Here is an 18,973-nt window from a genome sequence, read left to right on the forward strand (position 1 = left end):
AAAATCTGGTCTGACTCCAACGTCAGGCCAGATTTTTCTTTTTGCGCAACCACCTTATGCAATCCGTCGGCATCTACGAAGCCAAGACACGTTTCTCTGCCTTGATCGAACTGGTCGAGCAGGGCGAGGAAGTGCGCATCACACGCCACGGCAAGGAAGTGGTGCGCATGCTGCCGGTGCGCCGCAAGCCGGTGATCACCGATGAGCAGATCGCCCGCGAGCTGGAGCAGATCCAGGCGCTGCAGCGCTCCATCCGCCCAGCCACGGCGGCGGATGACGCTGCCCCTCTGCGCCAGACCGGACGGAGCGTGGCATGAGTGCTTTCATTCTGGATGCCTCCGTTACCGCCGCCTGGCTGCTGCCCGAGCATGCCAGCCGCCACACCGAGCGCCTGTACACCCGCATCCGCCGCGATGAGGTCGATCCGCAAGCCCCCAACCTCTGGCAGTGGGAATGCGGCAATCTGATCGCCTCGGGTGTGAATAATGGCCGCATTCCGCATGGGTCTGTCGAAGGCCTGTGGGGCGTGCTGGAAGCCATACGCCACCGGGTGGAGCTGCACGAGTTGGCGCCCGCCCAGCACAAAGCCGTGCTGGATGTGGCGCTGGACACGGGCTTGCCCACCTACGATGCCGCCTATCTGTGGCTGGCGCAGTCGCTGCGCCTGCCACTTGCCACATTCGATGCCGCCCAGATGGCTGCCGCCCGCAAAAGCGGCGTCACGCTGCTGGCGCCCGAAGATTTCTAGCCCCTTTTTGTCACCCTCTTGCCCTTGATCACCATGCAACACGACAAGATCCTCATTCTGGACTTCGGCTCTCAGGTCACGCAGCTGATTGCCCGCCGCGTGCGCGAAGCCCATGTCTACTGCGAAGTCCACCCCTGCGATGTGAGCAGCGACTGGGTGCGCGAATTCGCCGCAGACGGCAAGCTCAAGGGCATCATCCTGTCCGGCAGCCATGCTTCCGTGTACGAAGTGGACGACCGCGCACCGGACGCCGTGTTCGAGCTGGGCCTGCCCGTGCTGGGCATCTGCTACGGCATGCAGACCATGGCCACCCAGCTGGGTGGCAAGGTCGAAGGCAGCAACAGCCGCGAATTCGGTTACGCCGAAGTGCGCGCCCATGGCCACACCGAACTGCTCAAGGGCATCGAAGACTTCGTTACGCCCGAAGGCCACGGCATGCTCAAGGTCTGGATGAGCCACGGCGACAAGGTCACCGAGCTGCCTCCCGGCTTCAAGGTCATGGCCTCGACCCCCAGCTGCCCCATCGCCGGCATGGCCGACGAAGCACGCCGTTACTACGCCGTGCAGTTCCACCCCGAAGTCACGCACACCGTGCAAGGCCAGGCGCTGCTCAATCGCTTTGTGCTGGACATCTGCGGCACGCAGGCTGACTGGATCATGGGCGACTACATCGAAGAAGCAGTAGTCAAGATCCGTGAGCAGGTGGGTGACGAGGAAGTGATTCTGGGCCTGTCCGGCGGCGTGGATTCGTCGGTGGCAGCGGCGCTGATCCACCGCGCCATCGGCGACCAGCTGACCTGCGTGTTCGTGGACCACGGCCTGCTGCGCCTGAACGAAGGCGATATGGTCATGGACATGTTCGAAGGCAAGCTGCACGCCAAGGTGGTGCGTGTCGATGCTTCCGATCTGTTCCTGGGCGAGCTGGCCGGTGTGTCCGAGCCCGAGCAAAAGCGCAAGATCATCGGCCGCCTGTTCGTGGATGTGTTCAAGGCTGAAGCCTCCAAACTCAAGGCGGCCAACGCCGGCAGCAAGGGCGCAACCTTCCTGGCCCAGGGCACGATCTATCCCGACGTGATCGAGTCCGGCGGCGCCAAGAGCAAGAAGGCTGTCACCATCAAGAGCCACCACAATGTGGGCGGCCTGCCGGAACAGCTGGGTCTGAAGCTGCTGGAGCCGCTGCGCGACCTGTTCAAGGACGAAGTGCGCGAACTGGGTGTGGCCCTGGGCCTGCCGCGCGGCATGGTCTACCGCCATCCCTTCCCTGGCCCGGGTCTGGGTGTGCGCATCCTGGGCGAGGTGAAGAAGGAATACGCGGACCTGCTGCGCCGCGCCGATGCCATCTTCATCGAAGAGCTGAACAACTGGATCGACGAGAAGACCGGCAAGAGCTGGTACGACCTGACCAGCCAAGCCTTCACCGTCTTCCTACCCGTCAAGAGCGTGGGCGTGATGGGCGACGGCCGCACCTACGACTACGTGGTGGCCCTGCGTGCGGTGCAGACCAGCGACTTCATGACGGCCGACTGGGCTGAACTGCCTTATGGCCTGCTGAAGAAGGTGTCCGGCCGCATCATCAATGAGGTGCGTGGCATCAACCGCGTGACCTATGACGTGAGCACCAAGCCGCCTGCAACTATCGAGTGGGAATAATCCCGCTGGCTGGTGGAGCCTGGCGTTCCACTGCAGATTAAAAAGCCCGCAATTGCGGGCTTTTTTATGGAGCCCTTGGTAGGGCATGCATCAAAAGCAGTTTGTCCATGGAGTTTTGGACGCGTTGCCGGACCTGTTGCTCGCCGTTGTCGGAGAGGCGTAGAGCAATAAATTCAGTTCTCTTGAATCGACTCTGCAAAAAACGATTAAAAGGGCAACCATGAGGAGGCCACGCTCTATCCTAATCCGCCTGTGGGGTACCCTGAATCTATCTTCGGCATTCCAGCAGGTTCGGTTGTTCGCACTGAGCGTTTTGTAGACGTAGATCAATGTCCCCAAGCTGATCAAAGGAAATCCTGCGGTTAGACCTCGCCAACGAGACCTTGGCGCAGCGTTTCAGTGACTGGCCGTAGGCGAAAGTATGGGACTGTTGTAGATTAACTGTGTCTTGAGCAGGAACTCATCGGCTGGTTGCTGCTGTAGCAACGACTCCATTGCAACTGCGTTACTGAACGCTATTCGATGTGACGCAGGTGGGCCGGACCTGTTGCAAGATTAAGCCAAATTGGTTATTTATGGTTTGGCAAACTGAATGGCGGTATCGGAGAACTGCGAGTATAGATAAACCATGGCATGGTTTCATTCTACTAAATTCTCAAGGCGCACCGTGTTTCGAGAGGCGCGTTGTAATGCATCTAGTTAGTTGCGCGATAGCGGGGGTGGAAATTAACGGACTGACCTATCGTCCGAGGCTAACTGATGCTAGTAGGCGATTTTCGCAAAAACTCTGGCTTGATGGTGCAAGAAAGATGCAGAAATTATATTCTGAGAGAAAATATATGAGTTATGAAAATAATAAGCTGGACTCAGTTGAGGAGTCAATTTTAAAAATTAGAAAATCATTTTGTATTGAAAAGCTATCGTCTGAATTAATACTTGAAATTGAAGATCTAGTAAAGGATGATTTGAATTTCAATGTTAAAAATGTTCGTCGAAAAGATTGGCGAGTAATTGCAAGCAAAGACACTTCGGGACAGATATTTAATGAATTAGATATTTTGATAAAGTGGTGGAAGGATAATGAAGTTGAACCACTCTATGCAACATCCCTGCAGAGGATAAAGAATGGAGGAGAAAGGCCTATTATTTTAATGAAATTTGATTGCGTTGATTACTCGATAATTAATCAAATTCAAGTAGGTGGTTGGATGTTTGGTGAGAACATATCTGATCTAGGGAAGCAACGTATATCGGATTGGAGAAACGATGTTTATTTTTCAGATCCATTAAAGTTTTTGGTCCTCTCAGTTTACGATGGAGATGGAGGGACTGCAATTGCTGGACCATCGGAAATTATTGATTTAATACTGGAAGATTCAAAAAAATATAAAAAAGAAGAAAATACAGATTGGCAAGAAATACGAGGCGATTGAGTTATTTTGCCATCTCGGATGGTTGCATTAGGGGATCTGCATTGTCGGTAGTGAGGTGCCGCAGTAGGTGAAAAAATTTGATTTTACTTACTGAGTGAAGAATTTTTATCTTGCTTGCGCAGCACGCCGGTCCTTTTATCTGCCCGTAGCACAACCAGAACATGCTGGATCGATGTGAGTCGAATGGTTTCCCGCATTCCAGCGGATTAGAGTTTGGCTGTTGACCGGTTTGGCTGGGATTTTCCTTGATCACGGGCGGTCTGATTTGCCATGCATGCATCCCCGGGGAGAGGAGGCGAATGGATCAGCCATTGATGCAATTGGCTTGGGTCATCCGGATTCGAACGTTTTCGCTGCCGGCATGGTTGTCCTATTTCTCTGCTTGTTGATCGTGCGTCTGATCGCAGGGGCACGTGTGCTTGCAGCCTTCATGGCGGCATGCCGTCGCTGCGCTGGATTCAACAAAGGGTAGAAAAGCCTCCGCCATCGACCAGCGCAGAACGTAGCCACCATACGGGTCAGCGGCACGCAGTTGTGTAGGGCTGACCTGGTGCGCACAAGGATGCCGACTTCGAGTTGCAAAGGCTCAGGCTGCCTGCGTCAGCGCCTGGTCGATCACATCGCGCAGGCGGCGGAGTTCTGCGGTGGTCAGTGCGCTGCTGTAGCGCACCTGGTGCTCTGGCCGCCGCGCGCTGGGGATGACGCTGGTGATCAGCAGGTGGTGCTGGTCTGCCCCCAAAGACTGGATGGTGGCATCCAGTTGCGCGCATACGGTGGTTGGGGTGATTGCCATGTGGACTCCTGTTTCCCCGCAGACTGTTGAAACGTCTGCTACGTGCGGGGAGGAGTGCGCGGCTCAACGTTTTAGCAGTTGGTAACGCCCCTGCAATAGTCATAACTCGAGCGACCAGCGCTTGAAGCTGGTGTGCAAATTCTAGCAGCTGCTGCTAGGTGGTGTGGCGGAACTGCGCCAGCGGAGGGTTCAGAACGCGTCCACGCTGTGTTCGCCCAGCGGGGACTGCTGGGCCAGCAACTGCAGCACCTCTTCCGGCGGCAGCGGTTCCGGCAAGGGCGCCAGGACGGGTGGTGGTGCATGGGATTCCAGGCGTGCAGCATCAGCGTCGGTCATGGGCGGTCTCCTGGCTGGGGAAGGCACGGTGGGTTCGTCTGTTCACTATCGGTGGCGGCGGAAGGCGTCATGTGAGGTAGACAGGGTGTCTGCTTGTCAGCAGGGAGCTGATTGGCATTTCAGCGTGCTGGCGGCGGTGTGCCAACCGCGTGGGCATGCAAGGCGTGCAGGTGCTGCGGGCTATGGGGCAGGGCGGTGCGGCGGACAATTTCTTACAGAACTTTCCATTGCTGGCGGTGCAAACTTTCTAGACTTCCCACGCTTTGCGAAGGAGCTGTGCGATGAAAAAATGGTGTGCGATGTTGTCTGTGGTGGCCGTGTTGTCGGGCTGTGTGGTGTACCCGGGCTATGGCCATGACCATGGCCGTGGAAACGACCGGGACTTCTGCCCACCCGGTCAGGCCAAGAAGGGCAACTGCTGAGCTGCGGCCGAGGTGCTGTGATGATTGGAAACACCTGATCGGGTGGCATTCCAGTAGGCTTGCGCGTTCTGTTTTTCTGGTTCCGAACAATGATTTTTTCTCTGGCTCCCCGCTGGCTGTTGCCGGCCTTGTTGTGTGCGCTCCCGTTGTCGGTGCTGGCGGACCATGACGACCATGGCCACCGCCACAAGCACAAAGGCGGCAGCTACAAGGAAGAATTCTGGGACGGCCACTGCAAGGTGGAGCGCAAGTGGAAGCGCAACGGCGAGTTCAAGGAAAAGCGCAAGTGCCAGGCGCAGCCCATGGTCTACCACCGCCCGCCGCCGCCCGTCATGGTGTATCCGGCAGCGCCACCCGGTGCGATCGTGATCAGTCCGCAGGTCGTGATCCGTCCCTAAGGCCCGGAGTCCCCTGCGGCGGTGCATGCGCACCGCTGACACCACACCCCGCTTCTGGCGGGGTGTTTCGTTTGCTGCCATCCCATGCCACGCAGCCAGTGGCGGTCGAAGGGCGCACAGCGGTGGATGGCGGCGACAGGGCGGGGTTTTGCCGGTTATGCCAGGCATGGCACAGGCGAGATTAGGCAAAATGTGAGCAACTTGTGCCCTTGCAGCTGTGATTCTGGCGGTTTTGCCGGTGAAAGCCTGGATGGATGGCACAGGCCGCTTTATTTTCAGGGGCGTGCGACCAGCCGCGGGGTTTGGGCAGGCGGGGCGTGCCGCACGCCAGCAGCCGGTCATGCGCTCCACCTGATGGTGACCCATGCGCTGGCTGGATTTTCTGATCGACTTTTTCCACGATAAATACCCCTCGGCCGAGCGCCTGGGGGTGCCGGTAGCGCGCTGGCGCCAGAGCATCTACCGCACGGTATTCGAGACCAACACGCCCATGGGCAAACGCTTTGAAAAGCGGCTGACCGTGGCCATTGTGCTAAGCCTGTGCGTGGTGATTGCGCACAGCATTCCGTCGATTGCCCAGGGCTGGGTGGTGTACGGGCTGCGCACGCTGGAGTGGCTGTTCACGCTGGCGTTCACGGTGGAATACGGGCTGCGGCTGATTTCCGTGCGCCGGCCATGGCGCTATGTGCTGAGCTTCTACGGGCTGGTGGACCTGCTGGCCATCATTCCCGGCTACCTGTCGCTGTTCCATCCGGAATACCAGTTCCTGGGCGCCATCCGGGCGCTGCGGCTGGTGCGCACCTTCCATGTGTTTCCCATCCTGCGCGGCTTTCTGGAGGACTACTTCATGCTGGGCCGGGCGCTGAAGCACAGCGCACGCAAGATCTTTGTGTTCCTCAGCGTGGTGGCGGTGATCGTGTTCGTGATGGGCGCGCTGATCTTTGTGATCGAAGGTCCCGAGCATGGCTTTACCAGCATGCCCATGGGCATGTACTGGGCCATTTCCACCGTGACCACCGTGGGCTATGGCGATGTCACGCCGTCCACGCCGCTGGGCAAGATCTTTGCCTCCGCGATGATGCTGGTGGGCTGGAGCATTCTGGCCGTACCCACCGGCATTGTGGGCGTGGAGCTGTCGCGCGGCTTCGGCACCAAACCCTGCCGCCGGCCGCTGCACTGCGAGACCTGCGGTGAGGCGCGCCATGAGGACGATGCCCGCTTTTGCCGGCGTTGCGGCACCCGGCTGACGGAGGAGCGTAACGAGGCCGAAGCAGGCACGGTGCGGGCGGCGGCGCCGGATGTGTGCGCTGACGGTGCTGGTGGCAGCACTGCCAGCACTGCGGGGACGGCAACAATGGCTGGCACCGCCCCTGCCGATCCTGCCGCGGCTCCTGCAACGCCGCCTGCCAACGACGGCCGGCGAACAGATGGGGCGCAGGCTGCTTGATAAGCCTTACGGCTTGCGTTTGACGGCCAGGGGGGCAGGCACGGCCCCCGGGAGCTGTAAGGCCGCGCGGGCCAGGGCATCGGCCTGCTGGTTGCGGTGGCGCGGCACCCAGTGCAAGGTCACGCCCGCAAACTGCCGCACGGCGGCACGTGCCTGGTCATACAGCGGTGTCAGGCGCACCACGGGTTTGGGCTTGGCCAGGGTGAGCTGTTCTACCAGGATGCTGCTGTCGCTGTAGACACGCGCATGCTGGGCCTGCTGGGTGCGCAGCACTGCCAGTGCGGCCATCAGGGCCAGTACCTCGGCCTCGTTGTTGCAGCCGGTGCGGTGGGTGTCCTGGGACACGGTGTGGCAGGCCCCGGCAGGGCTGACCAAGACCGCTCCCAGCGCCATGCGGCCAGGGTTGGGCAGGGCGCTGCCATCGATGTGGACAGTCCACCAGGGCGTGGAGGGCGCGGCCGAATCAGGCGATCCAGCGGAAGTGGAAGCGGAGGAGGCAGGGGAAACAGGGATGGCAGCGGTCTCAGGCATGGTTGCACTGTAGCGCCGATGGCGTTAGCTGGCTGCGGTATGGCGCGAGTGGGCGCGTGGCGGGCCAGTTGCCGGGTGGAATTGCTTCGAATTGGTGCGAAATGCGGCAGGGCAACACCAAGATGGTGCATGGCGTTTGATTTTCATCAAGTACTTGGCGTACCATCAAAAATAATATGGGCGCATGAATAAAAACCCGTTGCGCTGAACTGCTGACCCAGCCTGGAAGGGCTGCCCCGCAAGGGCTGGCAAGCATGTGGCGCGACCTACAAGGCACCTCGGTGCCACACCCACGGGAGTCCTTATGGCCGACCCTCAATCCCCCTCTACCCGCCAAGAGGAACTGCGCAGTTTTGCGTTCCTGACCGTGGTCATGGCCCCCGTCATTACGGGAGCCATCATCGTGACCTACGGTTTTCTCGTCTGGTTCTATCAAATGTTCGCCGGCCCTCCCCACGCCTGATGGGGAGTGATGCATGAGCGATGAACTGCATATCGCCAGCCTGGTCGTGCATGTGGCGCCCGCGTCGTTGACGGGGGTGGCGCAGGCGGTGACCGGTGTCGACGGGCTGGTGCTGCACGGCACCCACCCCAGCGGCAAGCTGGTCGTCACCCTGGAAGGGCCCAGCGCCGCTTCCGTCCTGGATCGTGTTTCCACCATCCAAAACCTGGAGGGCGTGATCAACGTCTCTCTGGTCTACCAGCATGCCGAGGCATGGCAATCACTCAATCAAGAGGTAAAGCATGAGCAGCACAAGGCGTGACTTCGTTCGTCAATCTGCCGCCGCGGCCGCAGGTGCCGTGGCCGGCATTCCCATTGAAGCCATTTCGCAGGGAACCGTGCCGCAGGCAGGCAGCGCGCAGCTGACATGGTCCAAGGCCCCATGCCGCTTCTGCGGCACAGGCTGCGGTGTGATGGTGGCCGTCAAGGACAACCGCGTGGTGGCCACGCAGGGCGACCCGGAAGCCGAGGTGAACCGGGGGCTCAACTGTGTCAAGGGTTACTTCCTGTCCAAGATCATGTACGGCGAAGACCGGCTGACCAAGCCGCTGCTGCGCATGAAAAATGGCGTGTATGCCAAGGACGGCGAATTCCAGCCCGTGTCCTGGGACAAGGCCTTCGACGTGATGGCCGAGCAGTTCAAGAAGGCGCTGAAGAAGCAGGGTCCTTCGGGGGTGGGCATGTTCGGCTCGGGCCAGTGGACGGTGTGGGAAGGCTATGCCGCCTCCAAGCTGTTCAAGGCGGGTTTCCGCTCCAACAATATCGACCCCAATGCGCGCCACTGCATGGCGTCCGCGGTGGCGGGCTTCATGCGCACCTTCGGCATGGACGAGCCCATGGGCTGCTATGACGATATCGAGCAGGCCACGGCCTTTGTGCTGTGGGGCTCGAACATGGCGGAAATGCACCCGGTGCTCTGGACCCGCGTGACCGACCGCCGCCTGAGCAGCCCGGACGTCAAGGTGGCCGTGCTGTCGACCTTCGAGCACCGCTCTTACGAGCTGGCCGATATCGAGCTGACGTTCAAGCCCCAGACCGATCTGGCGATCCTGAACTACATCGCCAACCACATCATCGCCACCGGGCGTGTGAACCAGGATTTCGTCTCCAAGCACTGCAACTTCAAGCTGGGCAATACCGACATCGGCTATGGCCTGCGTCCCGAGCATCCGCTGCAGAAAGCGGCCAAGAACGCGGACGATCCGAATGGCGCCAAGCCGATGACCTATGAGGAGTACGCCAAGTACGTCTCCAAGTACACGCTGGAGTACACGACCGAGCTGACCGGCGTGCCCGCGAACCGGCTGAAAGCGCTGGCCGAGTTGTACGCAGACCCCAAGACCAAGGTGGTGTCCTTCTGGACCATGGGTTTCAACCAGCACACCCGCGGTGTCTGGGCCAACAACATGATCTACAACATCCACCTGCTGACCGGCAAGATCGCCACGCCCGGCAACAGCCCGTTCTCGCTGACGGGCCAGCCTTCGGCCTGCGGCACCGCACGGGAAGTGGGCACGTTCTCGCACCGTCTGCCGGCGGACATGGTGGTGACCAATCCCAAGCACCGTGCCATGGCCGAAGCGATGTGGAAGCTGCCGGAAGGCACCATCCCGGGCAAGCCGGGCTACCACGCCGTGCTGCAAAACCGCATGCTCAAGGATGGCAAGCTCAATGCCTACTGGGTGATGGTGAACAACAACATCCAGGCCGGTGCCAACCTGGCCCAGGAAGGCTACCCCGGCTACCGCAACCCCGAGAACTTCATTGTGGTCTCGGATGCCTATCCCACGGTGACAGCCGTGGCCGCCGACCTGATTCTGCCCACCGCCATGTGGGTGGAAAAAGAGGGTGCCTACGGCAATGCCGAGCGCCGCACCCACTTCTGGCACCAGCTGGTGAAGGCGCCGGGGGAAGCCCATTCGGACCTGTGGCAGCTGATGGAGTTCTCCAAGCGCTTCAAGATCGAGGAAGTCTGGCCCGAGGAGCTGCTGGCCAAGAAGCCCGCCTACCGCGGCAAGACCATGTACGAAGTGCTGTTCCGCAATGGCCAGGTGGACAAGTTCCCGCTCACGGACATGGACAAGGCCTACGACAACGAAGAATCGGCCCACTTCGGCTTCTATGTGCAAAAAGGCCTGTTCGAAGAGTACGCGGCCTTTGGCCGTGGACATGGCCATGATCTGGCGCCGTTTGACGAGTACCACAAGGTGCGCGGCCTGCGCTGGCCTGTGGTGGATGGCAAGGAAACCCGCTGGCGCTACCGCGAAGGCTCCGATCCCTATGTGAAGGCCGGCACGGGCTACCAGTTCTACGGCAACGTGGACAACAAGGCCAATATCTTTGCCCTGCCGTACGAGCCGGCCGCCGAGTCACCGGACAAGGAGTTCCCGTTCTGGCTGTCGACCGGCCGTGTGCTGGAGCACTGGCATTCGGGTTCGATGACCCGCCGCGTGCCCGAGCTGCACCGTGCCGTGCCCAATGCCCTGTGCTACATGCATCCCGAGGATGCGAAGGCGCTGGGCCTGCGCCGGGGCAGCGAGGTGGAGATCGCATCGCGCCGTGGCGCCATGCGCTCGCGGGTGGAAACCCGTGGCCGCAACAAGCCGCCGCGCGGGCTGGTCTATGTGCCCTGGTTCGATGCCAGCCAGCTGATCAACAAGGTCACGCTGGATGCGACAGACCCGATCTCGCTGCAGACGGACTTCAAAAAATGTGCTGTCAAGATCACCAAGGTTTGATGGCAGGAGTGTGGATCATGAACTTCATTCGTACTCTTTTTCTGATGCTGTGCATGGGAGCCGCCCTGGCACAGCCAGTGGCACGCCCTTTCACGGACGCTGCACGCGGCCCCGCGCCCATCATGGAGACCACCAAGCCTCCGGTGCTGGGCAATGCCATCAATGACGATGTGCGCCGCACGCGCAACTACACCTGGCAGCCGCCGACCATTCCGCACCGGGTGGATGGCTACCAGGTGGACAAGAACTTCAACAAGTGCATGGACTGCCATTCGCGCACCAAGGCGGAAGTCTCGCAGGCGGTGCCGGTGTCGGTGACGCACTACATGGACCGCGACGGCCACATGCTGGGCCAGGTGTCCACGCGCCGCTACTTCTGCATGCAGTGCCATGTGAGCCAGGATGCAGTCCGTCCGCTGGTGAACAACACCTTCATGGATGTGGACGCCCTGATCCTGAAGTCCATGCGGTCGCAGTCGGGCGCACAGGCCACCCAGAAAAACTGACGCTGCCTTGTGCAGCACAAGAGAACCATCATGTTGACACTTCTCAAGCGCTACTGGGCGGTCATCCGTCGCCCCAGCGTGCACTTCAGCCTGGGGTTTCTGACCATCGGGGGCTTTATTGGCGGCATCCTGTTCTGGGGTGCCTTCAATACCGCCATGGAGTTCACCAACACCGAGAAATTCTGTACCAGCTGCCATGAAATGCGCGACAACGTGTATGCCGAGCTGAAGAGCACCATCCACTACACCAACCGCTCCGGTGTGCGGGCCGTGTGTTCCAACTGCCATGTGCCGCATGACTGGACCGACAAGATGGCCCGCAAGATGCAGGCGTCCAAGGAAGTCTGGGGCAAGATCTTCGGCACCATCGACACGCCGGAAAAATTCCAGGAAAAGCGCCTGGAGCTGGCGCAGCATGAATGGGCGCGTCTGAAGGCCAATGATTCACTGGAGTGCCGCAACTGCCACAACTACGACTCCATGGACTTCACCCGCCAGAGCCTGCGCGCGCAGAACATGCACGCGACCTACCTGGCGAGCAAGGAAAAGACCTGCATCGACTGCCACAAGGGTATTGCCCACAAGCTGCCGCACATTCCACCGGGGCAGGGACCGGGCAACGACACCCCGGGCCAGGTGGTTCCCATGGCCGCCACACCGGTGGCGCAAGCGAAGTAGTGGGGATGGCAGGAGACGGCGCCGCAGCCCCGGATCGACCGGTATCGCTGGCGGTCTCGGGTCTGGGGTGTCTGCGCGGCGGCAAGGTGCTGTTCCGCGACCTCGGCTTTGTGCTGGAGCGCGGGCAGGCACTGGTGGTGAATGGCGCCAATGGAGCGGGCAAGAGCAGCCTGCTGCGCAGCCTGGCAGGACTGCTGCCCTGGCGGGCCGGGCAGCTGCAGTGGTGTGGGCACACCTTGAAACCCACCGATGCGGCGTATGCGCAGCGTCTGGCCTATCTGAGCCACCACAGCGGCATGAGCGACACCTTGACCGGGCTGGAGAATCTGCGCTTTGCGCTGACCCTGGCGGAGGTCCCTTGGGATACTGGTCTGGTGCAGCAGGTGCTGCAGCAGCTGGCTCTGCAGGATGTGGTGTCGCGCCCCCTGGGCCGGCTGTCCCAGGGGCAGCGGCGCAGGCTGGCACTGGCCCGCGTCTGGCTCAGCCAGCGGCCGCTGTGGCTGCTGGACGAACCGGACAATTCCCTGGATGGCGAAGGCTGCCAGCGTCTGGTGCAGATGCTGGACCAGCATCTGGATGCCGGAGGGCTGGCGGTGGTGGTCAGCCACCGCGGCCTGGCGCTGCCGCCGCAGCACACCCAGACCCTCTCGCTGTCTGCGGCAGCAGAGCGTGCCCCGGCTCTGGTGCAGGAGGCAGTGCCATGCTAGCCGCGGTTTTGGGGCGCGAGCTGCGCCTGGCCTCCCGGCGCCCGGCCGATGCGCTGGGCGGACTGCTGTTCTTTGTGCTGGTGGGCAGCCTTTTTCCGCTGGCGCTGGGGCCGGACGCCAACTTGCTGCAGCAGATTGCGCCTGGTGTGATGTGGGTGGCCGCCTTGCTGGCCGTGCTGTTGGGCCAGCACCGGTTGTTTGAAGGCGACTGGGCCGATGGCTCGCTGGAGCAGTGGCTGCTGGCGCCCCAGCCGCTGCCACTGCTGGTGCTGGCCAAGGTGGCGGCGCATTGGCTGCTGGGCGTAGCCCCCTTGCTGTTGGTGGCGCCGCTGCTGGGCTGGCAGTACGGGCTCGACGGCGCGGTGATCGCTGTGCTGCTGGCGTCCCTGGCGCTGGGCACCCCCAGCCTGTACCTGCTGGCGGCCTTGGGCGCTGCACTGACCTTGGGGTTGCGCGGGCAGTTGCTGCTGGTGCTGGTGGTGCTGCCGCTGTCCATCCCCGTTCTGATTTTTGGCAGCCATGCGGTGGCCCAGGCCCAGCAGGGGCTGAGTGCGGCGCCTGCGCTGAACCTGCTGGGCGCTTTTCTGTGCCTGGCCCTGCTGGCAGGGCCGTGGGCCATTGGTGCGGCGCTGCGCCTTGCCTTGGAGTGACATGAAAACCCTGAACCCCGTTTCCTCCCAGACGGTGGCAACTTCGGCTCGCACCGTGCCCCGACGCTGGCGCCAGCTGGCATCACCCCCCGTCTTCTATCACTGGGCTGGCCGGGTCTGGCCCTGGATGGCGGTGCTGGCGGTGGTGCTGGCGGTGGCCGGTCTGTGGCTGGGGTTTGCGGTGGCCCCCACCGACCACCAGCAGGGCGAGGTGTACCGCATCATCTTCCTGCATGTGCCTGCGGCCTGGATGTCGATGTTCATCTACCTGGTGGCCGCCCTGCATGCGGCCCTGGGTCTGGTCTATGGCACCCGCCTGTCGCCGCTGCTGGCACGGGCCCTGGCGCCGACGGGCGCGGTGTTCACGGTCATCGCACTGTGGACCGGAGCAGCCTGGGGCAAGCCCACCTGGGGAGCCTGGTGGGTGTGGGATGCCCGGCTCACGTCGGAGCTGATCCTGCTGTTCCTGTACCTGGGCTATCTGGGCGTGGTGTCCGCCATCGAGGACCCGCGCCGCGCGGACAGCGCCGGCGCCATCGTGCTGCTGGCGGGCGTGGTCAACGTTCCCATCATCTATTTTTCGGTGCAGTGGTGGAGCACGCTGCACCAGGGCGCCACCATCCGCATGGATGCCGCGCCCAGCATGACGCACACCATGCTGGCCGGCATGCTGCTGATGGCGCTGGCCTGCTGGGCCTACACCCTGGCCATGGCGCTGGTGCGCACCCGTTGCCTGATTGTGGAACGCGCAGGCGAGGAGCAACTGTGATGCAGGACCATGCTTTTTTTATTGCCCTGGCCTACGGCGTGAGTGCCATGCTGCTGGTGGCTGAAGTCTGGTCGCTGTGGCGGCGCTGCCGCAGGCAGGCCGCACACACCGAAGGGGAGTTGCCGGAATGAAGCCACGTCAAAGAAGGCTGCTGTGGGTGCTGGCGGGTCTGGTGCTGGTGGCCACTGCGGTGACCCTGGTGTTGCGGGCACTGAATGCCAATGTGATGTTCTTCTACAGCCCCACGCAGGTACTGGCCGGGGAGGCGCCGCCGTCTGCCGCCTTTCGCCTGGGCGGGCTGGTGGAGTCCGGCTCGCTGCAGCGCAGCCCCGATGGGCTGCAGGTGCGGTTCATGGTGACGGATGGCGCACAGCGCGTGCCGGTGCAGTACCGTGGCCTGCTGCCGGACCTGTTCCGGGAGGGCAAGGGGGTGGTGGTGTCCGGCAAGCTGCAGGCGGGTGGCGGGTTTCAGGCCCGCGAAGTGCTGGCCAAGCACGATGAGAACTACATGCCTCCCGAAGCCGCGCACGCGTTGAAACAGGCCCAGCCTGCCAAGGAGCTGCCATGATTCCGGAGCTGGGACTGTTCGCACTGGTGCTGGCGTTGATAGTGGCCGCGGTCCAGGCCGTGGTGCCGTTGGCCGGTGCGCACTGGGGCGTGGTGGGCTGGGTGCGCCTGGCGCGGCCCGCTGCCATGCTGCTTGCCGTGCTGAGCCTGCTGTCGGCCGGCTGCCTGGTCTGGTCTTTCTGGCGGGATGACTTTTCCGTGCTGTATGTGGCGGGCAATTCGCACAGCGCGCTGCCTGCCGTCTACAAGCTGACCGCGATGTGGGGCGGCCACGAGGGCTCCATGCTGCTGTGGCAGGTGCTGCTGGCCTGCTGGAGCTGGGTGGTGGCGTGGCGCAGCCGCCATCTGCCCCCGGCGTTCGTGGCCCGGGTCCTGGCGGTGCTGGCCTGGATCAGCGTGGGCCTGCTGCTGTTTCTGCTGTTTCTCTCCAATCCCTTTACCCGGCTGGTGCCTGGCGCACCCGAAGGCAAGGACCTGAATCCGCTGCTGCAGGACCCCGGCATGGTGTTGCATCCGCCGCTGCTGTACATGGGCTATGTGGGCTTTGCCGTGCCTTTCGCCTTTGCGCTGGCGGCGCTGATTTCGGGAGAGCTGGGCGCTGCCTGGGCGCGCTGGTCCCGCTCGTGGACGCTGGCCGCCTGGGGCTTTCTCACCGTGGGCATTCTGCTGGGCAGCGCCTGGGCGTACTACGTGCTGGGCTGGGGCGGCTGGTGGTTCTGGGACCCGGTGGAAAACGCTTCCTTCATGCCCTGGCTGGTGGGCACCGCGCTGCTGCATTCGCTGATAGTGACGGACCAGCGCGGCGCATTCCGCAGCTGGTCGGCCTTGTTGGCTATTTCGGCGTTCTCGTTGAGCCTGCTGGGCACGTTCCTGGTGCGCTCGGGGGTGCTGACCTCGGTGCACGCCTTTGCCGTCGATCCCGGGCGCGGGCTGTACATCCTGTGCTTCATCGTGGCCGTGGTGGGGACTTCGCTGTGGCTGTTTGCCTGGCGGGCCCAGGCGCTGGGGCAGGGTGAAGGCCGGTTCGCCATGCTGTCGCGCGAGTCGCTGCTGCTGGTGAACAACGTGCTGTTCAGCGCGGCCGCGCTGGCGGTGCTGATCGGCACGCTGTATCCGCTGGCCCTGGATGTGCTCAGCGGCGAGAAGATTTCGGTGGGCCCGCCGTACTTTGAAGCCGTGTTCGTGCCCCTGGTGCTGCCGGCCCTGCTGTTGATGGCCGTGGGCACGGTGGCGCGCTGGAAGCACAGCACCGCGCGGGAGCTCTGGGTCCGCCTGCGCATGCCGGTGCTGTGGACCGGGGTCTGCACCACGGTGCTGGTTCTGGCCGAAGGCTGGCTGGGCGCGCAGGTCTCCGCCGCCACGCTGCTGGGCATGGCCCTGGGGCTGTGGTGCATTCTGGGGACGGCGGGCCATGCCGTGCAGCGTATGCGCCAGGGTGTGGGCAGCGGCCAGGGCTGGCAACGTGTGCTGCGCCAGCCCTGGGGTTGGTGGGGCATGCTGGCGGCGCACACCGGGGTGGGGGTTTTCATTCTGGCGGTGAGCTTGGCCAACGGCATGGAGCGCAAGCTGGAAACCACGCTGGCGCAGGGCGAGTCGGTGGAGCTGGCGGGCTACCACTTCCGCTTCGACAGCGTGGCCCCTGTGGAAGGGCCGAACTACGACGCACAGCGTGCGCAGTTCAGTGTGCACACCGAGGGGCAGACGCCGTGGCTGATGTTCCCGGAAAAGCGTGTGTTCCGCGTCCAGAGCATGCCGCTGAGCCAGGCGGCCATCGACAGCAGCTGGACGCGGGATGTGTTCCTGGCCCTGGGGGAACCGCTGGACCCCGAAGGCCGCGCCTGGACGGTGCGCCTGCAGATCAAGCCGTTCATGGACTGGATCTGGGTGGGCACCCTGATGATGGCGTTGGGCGCCGGCCTGAGCCTGCTGGACCGGCGCTTCCGCCTGGCCCAGCGCCGTGAGCCACGGGCTGCGCTGCAGCCTCTGCAGGAAAGGAGCGCCTGATGCGGTTCATCTTGCCCTTGGCGGCCTTCCTGGCCCTGGCGGTGATGCTGGGCCTGGGGCTGCAGCGCAATCCGCGCGATGTGCCGTCTGCGCTGGTGGAGCGGGCGGCGCCGGCCATTGAACGCCCCCTGCTGGACAAGCCGGAGCAGTTGCTGAGCGTGCAGGCGCTGCACGGGCAGGCCTGGGTGCTGAATGTGTGGGCCTCGTGGTGTGCGCCGTGTCGGCAGGAGTTGCCGGTGCTGGAAGCCATGTCGCGAGCTGACCAGGTGCCGGTGTATGGCCTGAACTACAAGGACCAGCCGGCCAAGGCCCAGGCGCTGTTGCGCGTGGCGGGCAATCCCTACCAGGCATCGGCCGTGGATGCGGACGGGCGCGTGGGCATGGACTGGGGCATACAGGGAGTGCCCGAGACGTTTGTGATCGATGGACAGGGGCGGGTGCGCTATCGCCATGCCGGGCCGGTGACGGCCGAGGTCTGGCGTGACCGCATCCGACCGGTATTGGAGGCCGTGCGATGAAGCTCCACACAGTGCTGGGTGGTGGCCTGCTGCTGGTGGCCCTGGGGGGACATGCCAACCCGGCCGAGCCCTTGCAGGCCAGGGAAATGGCGCTGGCGGCGCAACTGCGCTGCGTGGTCTGCCAGAACCAGACCGTGGCCGAATCGCATGCCCCCATGGCGGCCGATATGCGGCGTGAAATCCGCGCACAGATGGAGCAGGGCCGCAGCGATGCCGAGGTGGTGGCCTTCTTCGAGCAGCGCTACGGCGCTTTCGTGCGCTACAACCCGCCCTGGAAGCCGTCCACCTGGCTGCTATGGGGCGGTCCCTTTGTGGTGGTGATTGCGGGGCTGCTGCTGCTGCGCCGCACGTTGCGGCGGCGCCAGACGCCACCGTCCACGCTGTCGGCCGCACAGCGCCAGCAGGTGCAGACGTGGCTGCACCAGTCCGACGGGAAGGAGCAGCCATGAACGATGTGCAACTGCTGTGGGTGGGCGTGCTGGCCCTGATCCTGCTGAGTTTGGGGGTGTTGCTGCCAGCCTTGCTGGTGGAGGTGGCTCCGGAATCGCTGCCACGCAGCGACGATGCGCTGCGCGGCCTGTATCAGACCCAGCTGGCCGAGCTGGAGCGCGAACGGGCGGGGGAGCGCCTGAGCGCGGCAGACCATGCCCAGGCGGTGGATGAGTTGCAGGCGCGCCTGCTGGCCGAGCTAGAGCGGCGCACCCCGGCTGGCCTGCGCCGGCACAGTGTGTGGCTGCAGCGCGGCAGCGGCCTGCTGCTGGCGGTGCTGGTGCCTGTGGGCGCGATGCTGCTCTATACGCAGGTGGGCGATCCGCAGGCGGTGGTGCGCCTGGGCCAGGTGCAGGAAAGCGACCACATGGCCCGGGAGGGGCAGGTGCAGGCCATGGTGGCCAGCCTGGCCCACAAGCTGCAGGAGGAGCCGCAGAATCTGCCCGGCTGGCTGATGCTGGCGCGTTCCTACGAAACCCTGGAGCGCTACGGCGATGCCGCCCAGGCCTACCAGCAGGCCTTGGAGGAAGCACGCCGCAGCGGTCTGGATACCGACACCCAGGCGCGGCTGCTGGCAGACCAGGCCGATGCCTTGGCTTCGGCGGCCGGCGGCAGCCTGGAAGGTGAGGCGGGGGCTGCCATTGCGCAGGCCCTGCGTCTGCAGCCGACCCAGGCCAAGGCCCTGGCCCTGGCCGGCAGTGCCGCGGTGCGGCGTGGGGACATCGCCCTGGCCCGCCAGCATTGGCAGGCGTTGCTGGCGCAGATGGAGCCCGGGTCGGACATGGCGCTGCGGGTGCAGGATGATCTGCTGAAGCTGGAGGCCTTGCAGGCTGGCCCCGACAAGTGAGCAACCCCGGAGGCTGGTTGCCGGTGGCGGTGTGACCACGGACCACGGACCACGGCGACAGCGGCGGCTGCGGGTCGGTGGGCCGGCCTCCATACTGCGGGTCGCCCGCCATGACAAAGGCCCTGGCTGCGGACACAGCCAGGGCCTTTTTCGCGGTGTTCACCCGCTTCACCGTGGGGGCGGCGCAGCCGCCCGGGGTTGCTTGCGTGTGCAGAGCGCTGCACTGTGCCCGGTAACACT

At 63.3% G+C, this 18,973-nt stretch carries 24 protein-coding genes; 21 read left to right on the top strand and 3 right to left on the bottom strand.

What is annotated here, in order from left to right:
* Window positions 1-56: 56 nt before the first annotated feature.
* The 4 genes from KW830_RS18600 (at window position 57) to KW830_RS18615 (ending at window position 3,831) form a co-directional block, all read left to right on the top strand.
* Window positions 57-317 carry a type II toxin-antitoxin system Phd/YefM family antitoxin gene (locus KW830_RS18600; protein WP_218334015.1) on the top strand — a complete coding sequence of 87 codons (261 nt, stop codon included), beginning with the start codon at window positions 57-59 and terminating at the stop codon, window positions 315-317.
* A complete protein-coding gene (locus tag KW830_RS18605) occupies window positions 314-748 on the top strand; it encodes a type II toxin-antitoxin system VapC family toxin (protein WP_192333074.1) in 435 nt (144 codons plus the stop codon). Before KW830_RS18600 ends, KW830_RS18605 begins: the two co-directional genes overlap by 4 nt.
* Window positions 749-781: 33 nt before the next feature.
* Window positions 782-2,398, top strand: a complete 1,617-nt coding sequence (gene guaA, locus KW830_RS18610; RefSeq protein ID WP_218334016.1) for a glutamine-hydrolyzing GMP synthase — start codon at window positions 782-784, stop codon at window positions 2,396-2,398.
* 809 nt (window positions 2,399-3,207) lie between these two features.
* Window positions 3,208-3,831, top strand: coding sequence for a hypothetical protein (locus KW830_RS18615; protein ID WP_218334017.1), 624 nt, complete (start codon window positions 3,208-3,210; stop codon window positions 3,829-3,831).
* Window positions 3,832-4,417: 586 nt separating this feature from the next.
* Here the strand turns inward: KW830_RS18615 and KW830_RS18620 are convergent.
* Together KW830_RS18620 and KW830_RS18625 are read right to left on the bottom strand one after the other, a co-directional pair.
* A complete protein-coding gene (locus KW830_RS18620) occupies window positions 4,418-4,624 on the bottom strand; it encodes a hypothetical protein (RefSeq protein WP_218334018.1) in 207 nt (68 codons plus the stop codon).
* 189 nt (window positions 4,625-4,813) lie between these two features.
* The gene (locus KW830_RS18625; RefSeq protein ID WP_172591823.1) at window positions 4,814-4,960 is read right to left on the bottom strand and encodes a hypothetical protein; all 147 of its coding nucleotides are present in this window, start codon (window positions 4,958-4,960) and stop codon (window positions 4,814-4,816) included.
* A gap of 281 nt (window positions 4,961-5,241) precedes the next feature.
* Here KW830_RS18625 and KW830_RS18630 point away from each other — a divergent pair, with 281 nt between their 5' ends.
* From KW830_RS18630 to KW830_RS18640, 3 genes are all read left to right on the top strand, one after another.
* Window positions 5,242-5,382, top strand: a complete 141-nt coding sequence (locus KW830_RS18630; RefSeq protein ID WP_218334019.1) for a hypothetical protein — start codon at window positions 5,242-5,244, stop codon at window positions 5,380-5,382.
* Between the two features lie 89 nt (window positions 5,383-5,471).
* Window positions 5,472-5,780: a hypothetical protein gene (locus KW830_RS18635; protein WP_218334020.1), complete on the top strand. Its 309-nt coding sequence runs from the start codon at window positions 5,472-5,474 to the stop codon at window positions 5,778-5,780.
* A 364-nt stretch (window positions 5,781-6,144) separates the two neighbouring features.
* Window positions 6,145-7,227 carry an ion transporter gene (locus KW830_RS18640; RefSeq protein WP_218334021.1) on the top strand — a complete coding sequence of 361 codons (1,083 nt, stop codon included), beginning with the start codon at window positions 6,145-6,147 and terminating at the stop codon, window positions 7,225-7,227.
* A gap of 6 nt (window positions 7,228-7,233) precedes the next feature.
* On the opposite strand, the gene KW830_RS18645 is transcribed toward KW830_RS18640, so the two are convergent.
* Complete coding sequence (locus KW830_RS18645; RefSeq protein ID WP_218334022.1) at window positions 7,234-7,758, bottom strand: ribonuclease HI family protein; 525 nt, start codon at window positions 7,756-7,758, stop codon at window positions 7,234-7,236.
* Between the two features lie 304 nt (window positions 7,759-8,062).
* On the opposite strand from KW830_RS18645, the gene napE reads away from it, so the two are divergent.
* Genes napE through ccmI form a run of 14 tightly spaced genes read left to right on the top strand, consistent with a single transcriptional unit; the run spans window position 8,063 to window position 18,733 of the window.
* Window positions 8,063-8,221: a periplasmic nitrate reductase, NapE protein gene (gene napE / locus KW830_RS18650; RefSeq protein WP_066534945.1), complete on the top strand. Its 159-nt coding sequence runs from the start codon at window positions 8,063-8,065 to the stop codon at window positions 8,219-8,221.
* Between the two features lie 13 nt (window positions 8,222-8,234).
* Window positions 8,235-8,522, top strand: coding sequence for a chaperone NapD (locus KW830_RS18655; RefSeq protein WP_255578834.1), 288 nt, complete (start codon window positions 8,235-8,237; stop codon window positions 8,520-8,522).
* Window positions 8,503-10,998, top strand: a complete 2,496-nt coding sequence (gene napA / locus KW830_RS18660) for a periplasmic nitrate reductase subunit alpha (protein ID WP_218334023.1) — start codon at window positions 8,503-8,505, stop codon at window positions 10,996-10,998. The genes KW830_RS18655 and napA overlap by 20 nt, the downstream gene beginning before the upstream one ends.
* A gap of 17 nt (window positions 10,999-11,015) precedes the next feature.
* On the top strand, window positions 11,016-11,504 hold the full coding sequence (locus KW830_RS18665) for a nitrate reductase cytochrome c-type subunit (protein ID WP_066536105.1): 489 nt from the start codon (window positions 11,016-11,018) through the stop codon (window positions 11,502-11,504).
* Between the two features lie 30 nt (window positions 11,505-11,534).
* On the top strand, window positions 11,535-12,182 hold the full coding sequence (locus KW830_RS18670) for a cytochrome c3 family protein (RefSeq protein ID WP_066534939.1): 648 nt from the start codon (window positions 11,535-11,537) through the stop codon (window positions 12,180-12,182).
* Between the two features lie 5 nt (window positions 12,183-12,187).
* Window positions 12,188-12,889 carry a cytochrome c biogenesis heme-transporting ATPase CcmA gene (gene ccmA, locus KW830_RS18675; protein WP_218334024.1) on the top strand — a complete coding sequence of 234 codons (702 nt, stop codon included), beginning with the start codon at window positions 12,188-12,190 and terminating at the stop codon, window positions 12,887-12,889.
* Window positions 12,890-12,942: 53 nt separating this feature from the next.
* Window positions 12,943-13,539, top strand: coding sequence for a heme exporter protein CcmB (gene ccmB, locus KW830_RS18680; RefSeq protein WP_066536098.1), 597 nt, complete (start codon window positions 12,943-12,945; stop codon window positions 13,537-13,539).
* A gap of 1 nt (window position 13,540) precedes the next feature.
* A complete protein-coding gene (ccmC, locus tag KW830_RS18685; RefSeq protein WP_225608570.1) occupies window positions 13,541-14,308 on the top strand; it encodes a heme ABC transporter permease CcmC in 768 nt (255 codons plus the stop codon).
* Window positions 14,308-14,439, top strand: a complete 132-nt coding sequence (ccmD, locus tag KW830_RS18690) for a heme exporter protein CcmD (protein ID WP_083520371.1) — start codon at window positions 14,308-14,310, stop codon at window positions 14,437-14,439. Before ccmC ends, ccmD begins: the two co-directional genes overlap by 1 nt.
* Complete coding sequence (gene ccmE / locus KW830_RS18695; protein ID WP_098066119.1) at window positions 14,436-14,876, top strand: cytochrome c maturation protein CcmE; 441 nt, start codon at window positions 14,436-14,438, stop codon at window positions 14,874-14,876. Before ccmD ends, ccmE begins: the two co-directional genes overlap by 4 nt.
* Window positions 14,873-16,879 carry a heme lyase CcmF/NrfE family subunit gene (locus tag KW830_RS18700; RefSeq protein ID WP_218334025.1) on the top strand — a complete coding sequence of 669 codons (2,007 nt, stop codon included), beginning with the start codon at window positions 14,873-14,875 and terminating at the stop codon, window positions 16,877-16,879. Before ccmE ends, KW830_RS18700 begins: the two co-directional genes overlap by 4 nt.
* Window positions 16,879-17,397 carry a DsbE family thiol:disulfide interchange protein gene (locus tag KW830_RS18705; protein ID WP_218334026.1) on the top strand — a complete coding sequence of 173 codons (519 nt, stop codon included), beginning with the start codon at window positions 16,879-16,881 and terminating at the stop codon, window positions 17,395-17,397. Before KW830_RS18700 ends, KW830_RS18705 begins: the two co-directional genes overlap by 1 nt.
* Window positions 17,394-17,846 carry a cytochrome c-type biogenesis protein gene (locus tag KW830_RS18710; protein ID WP_066534925.1) on the top strand — a complete coding sequence of 151 codons (453 nt, stop codon included), beginning with the start codon at window positions 17,394-17,396 and terminating at the stop codon, window positions 17,844-17,846. The genes KW830_RS18705 and KW830_RS18710 overlap by 4 nt, the downstream gene beginning before the upstream one ends.
* The gene (ccmI, locus tag KW830_RS18715) at window positions 17,843-18,733 is read left to right on the top strand and encodes a c-type cytochrome biogenesis protein CcmI (RefSeq protein WP_066534922.1); all 891 of its coding nucleotides are present in this window, start codon (window positions 17,843-17,845) and stop codon (window positions 18,731-18,733) included. The genes KW830_RS18710 and ccmI overlap by 4 nt, the downstream gene beginning before the upstream one ends.
* Window positions 18,734-18,973 lie beyond the last annotated feature (240 nt).

The organism is Comamonas sp. CMM03 (assembly GCF_019218715.1).
In the GTDB taxonomy this organism is placed as follows: Bacteria; Pseudomonadota; Gammaproteobacteria; order Burkholderiales; family Burkholderiaceae_C; genus Comamonas; species Comamonas terrigena.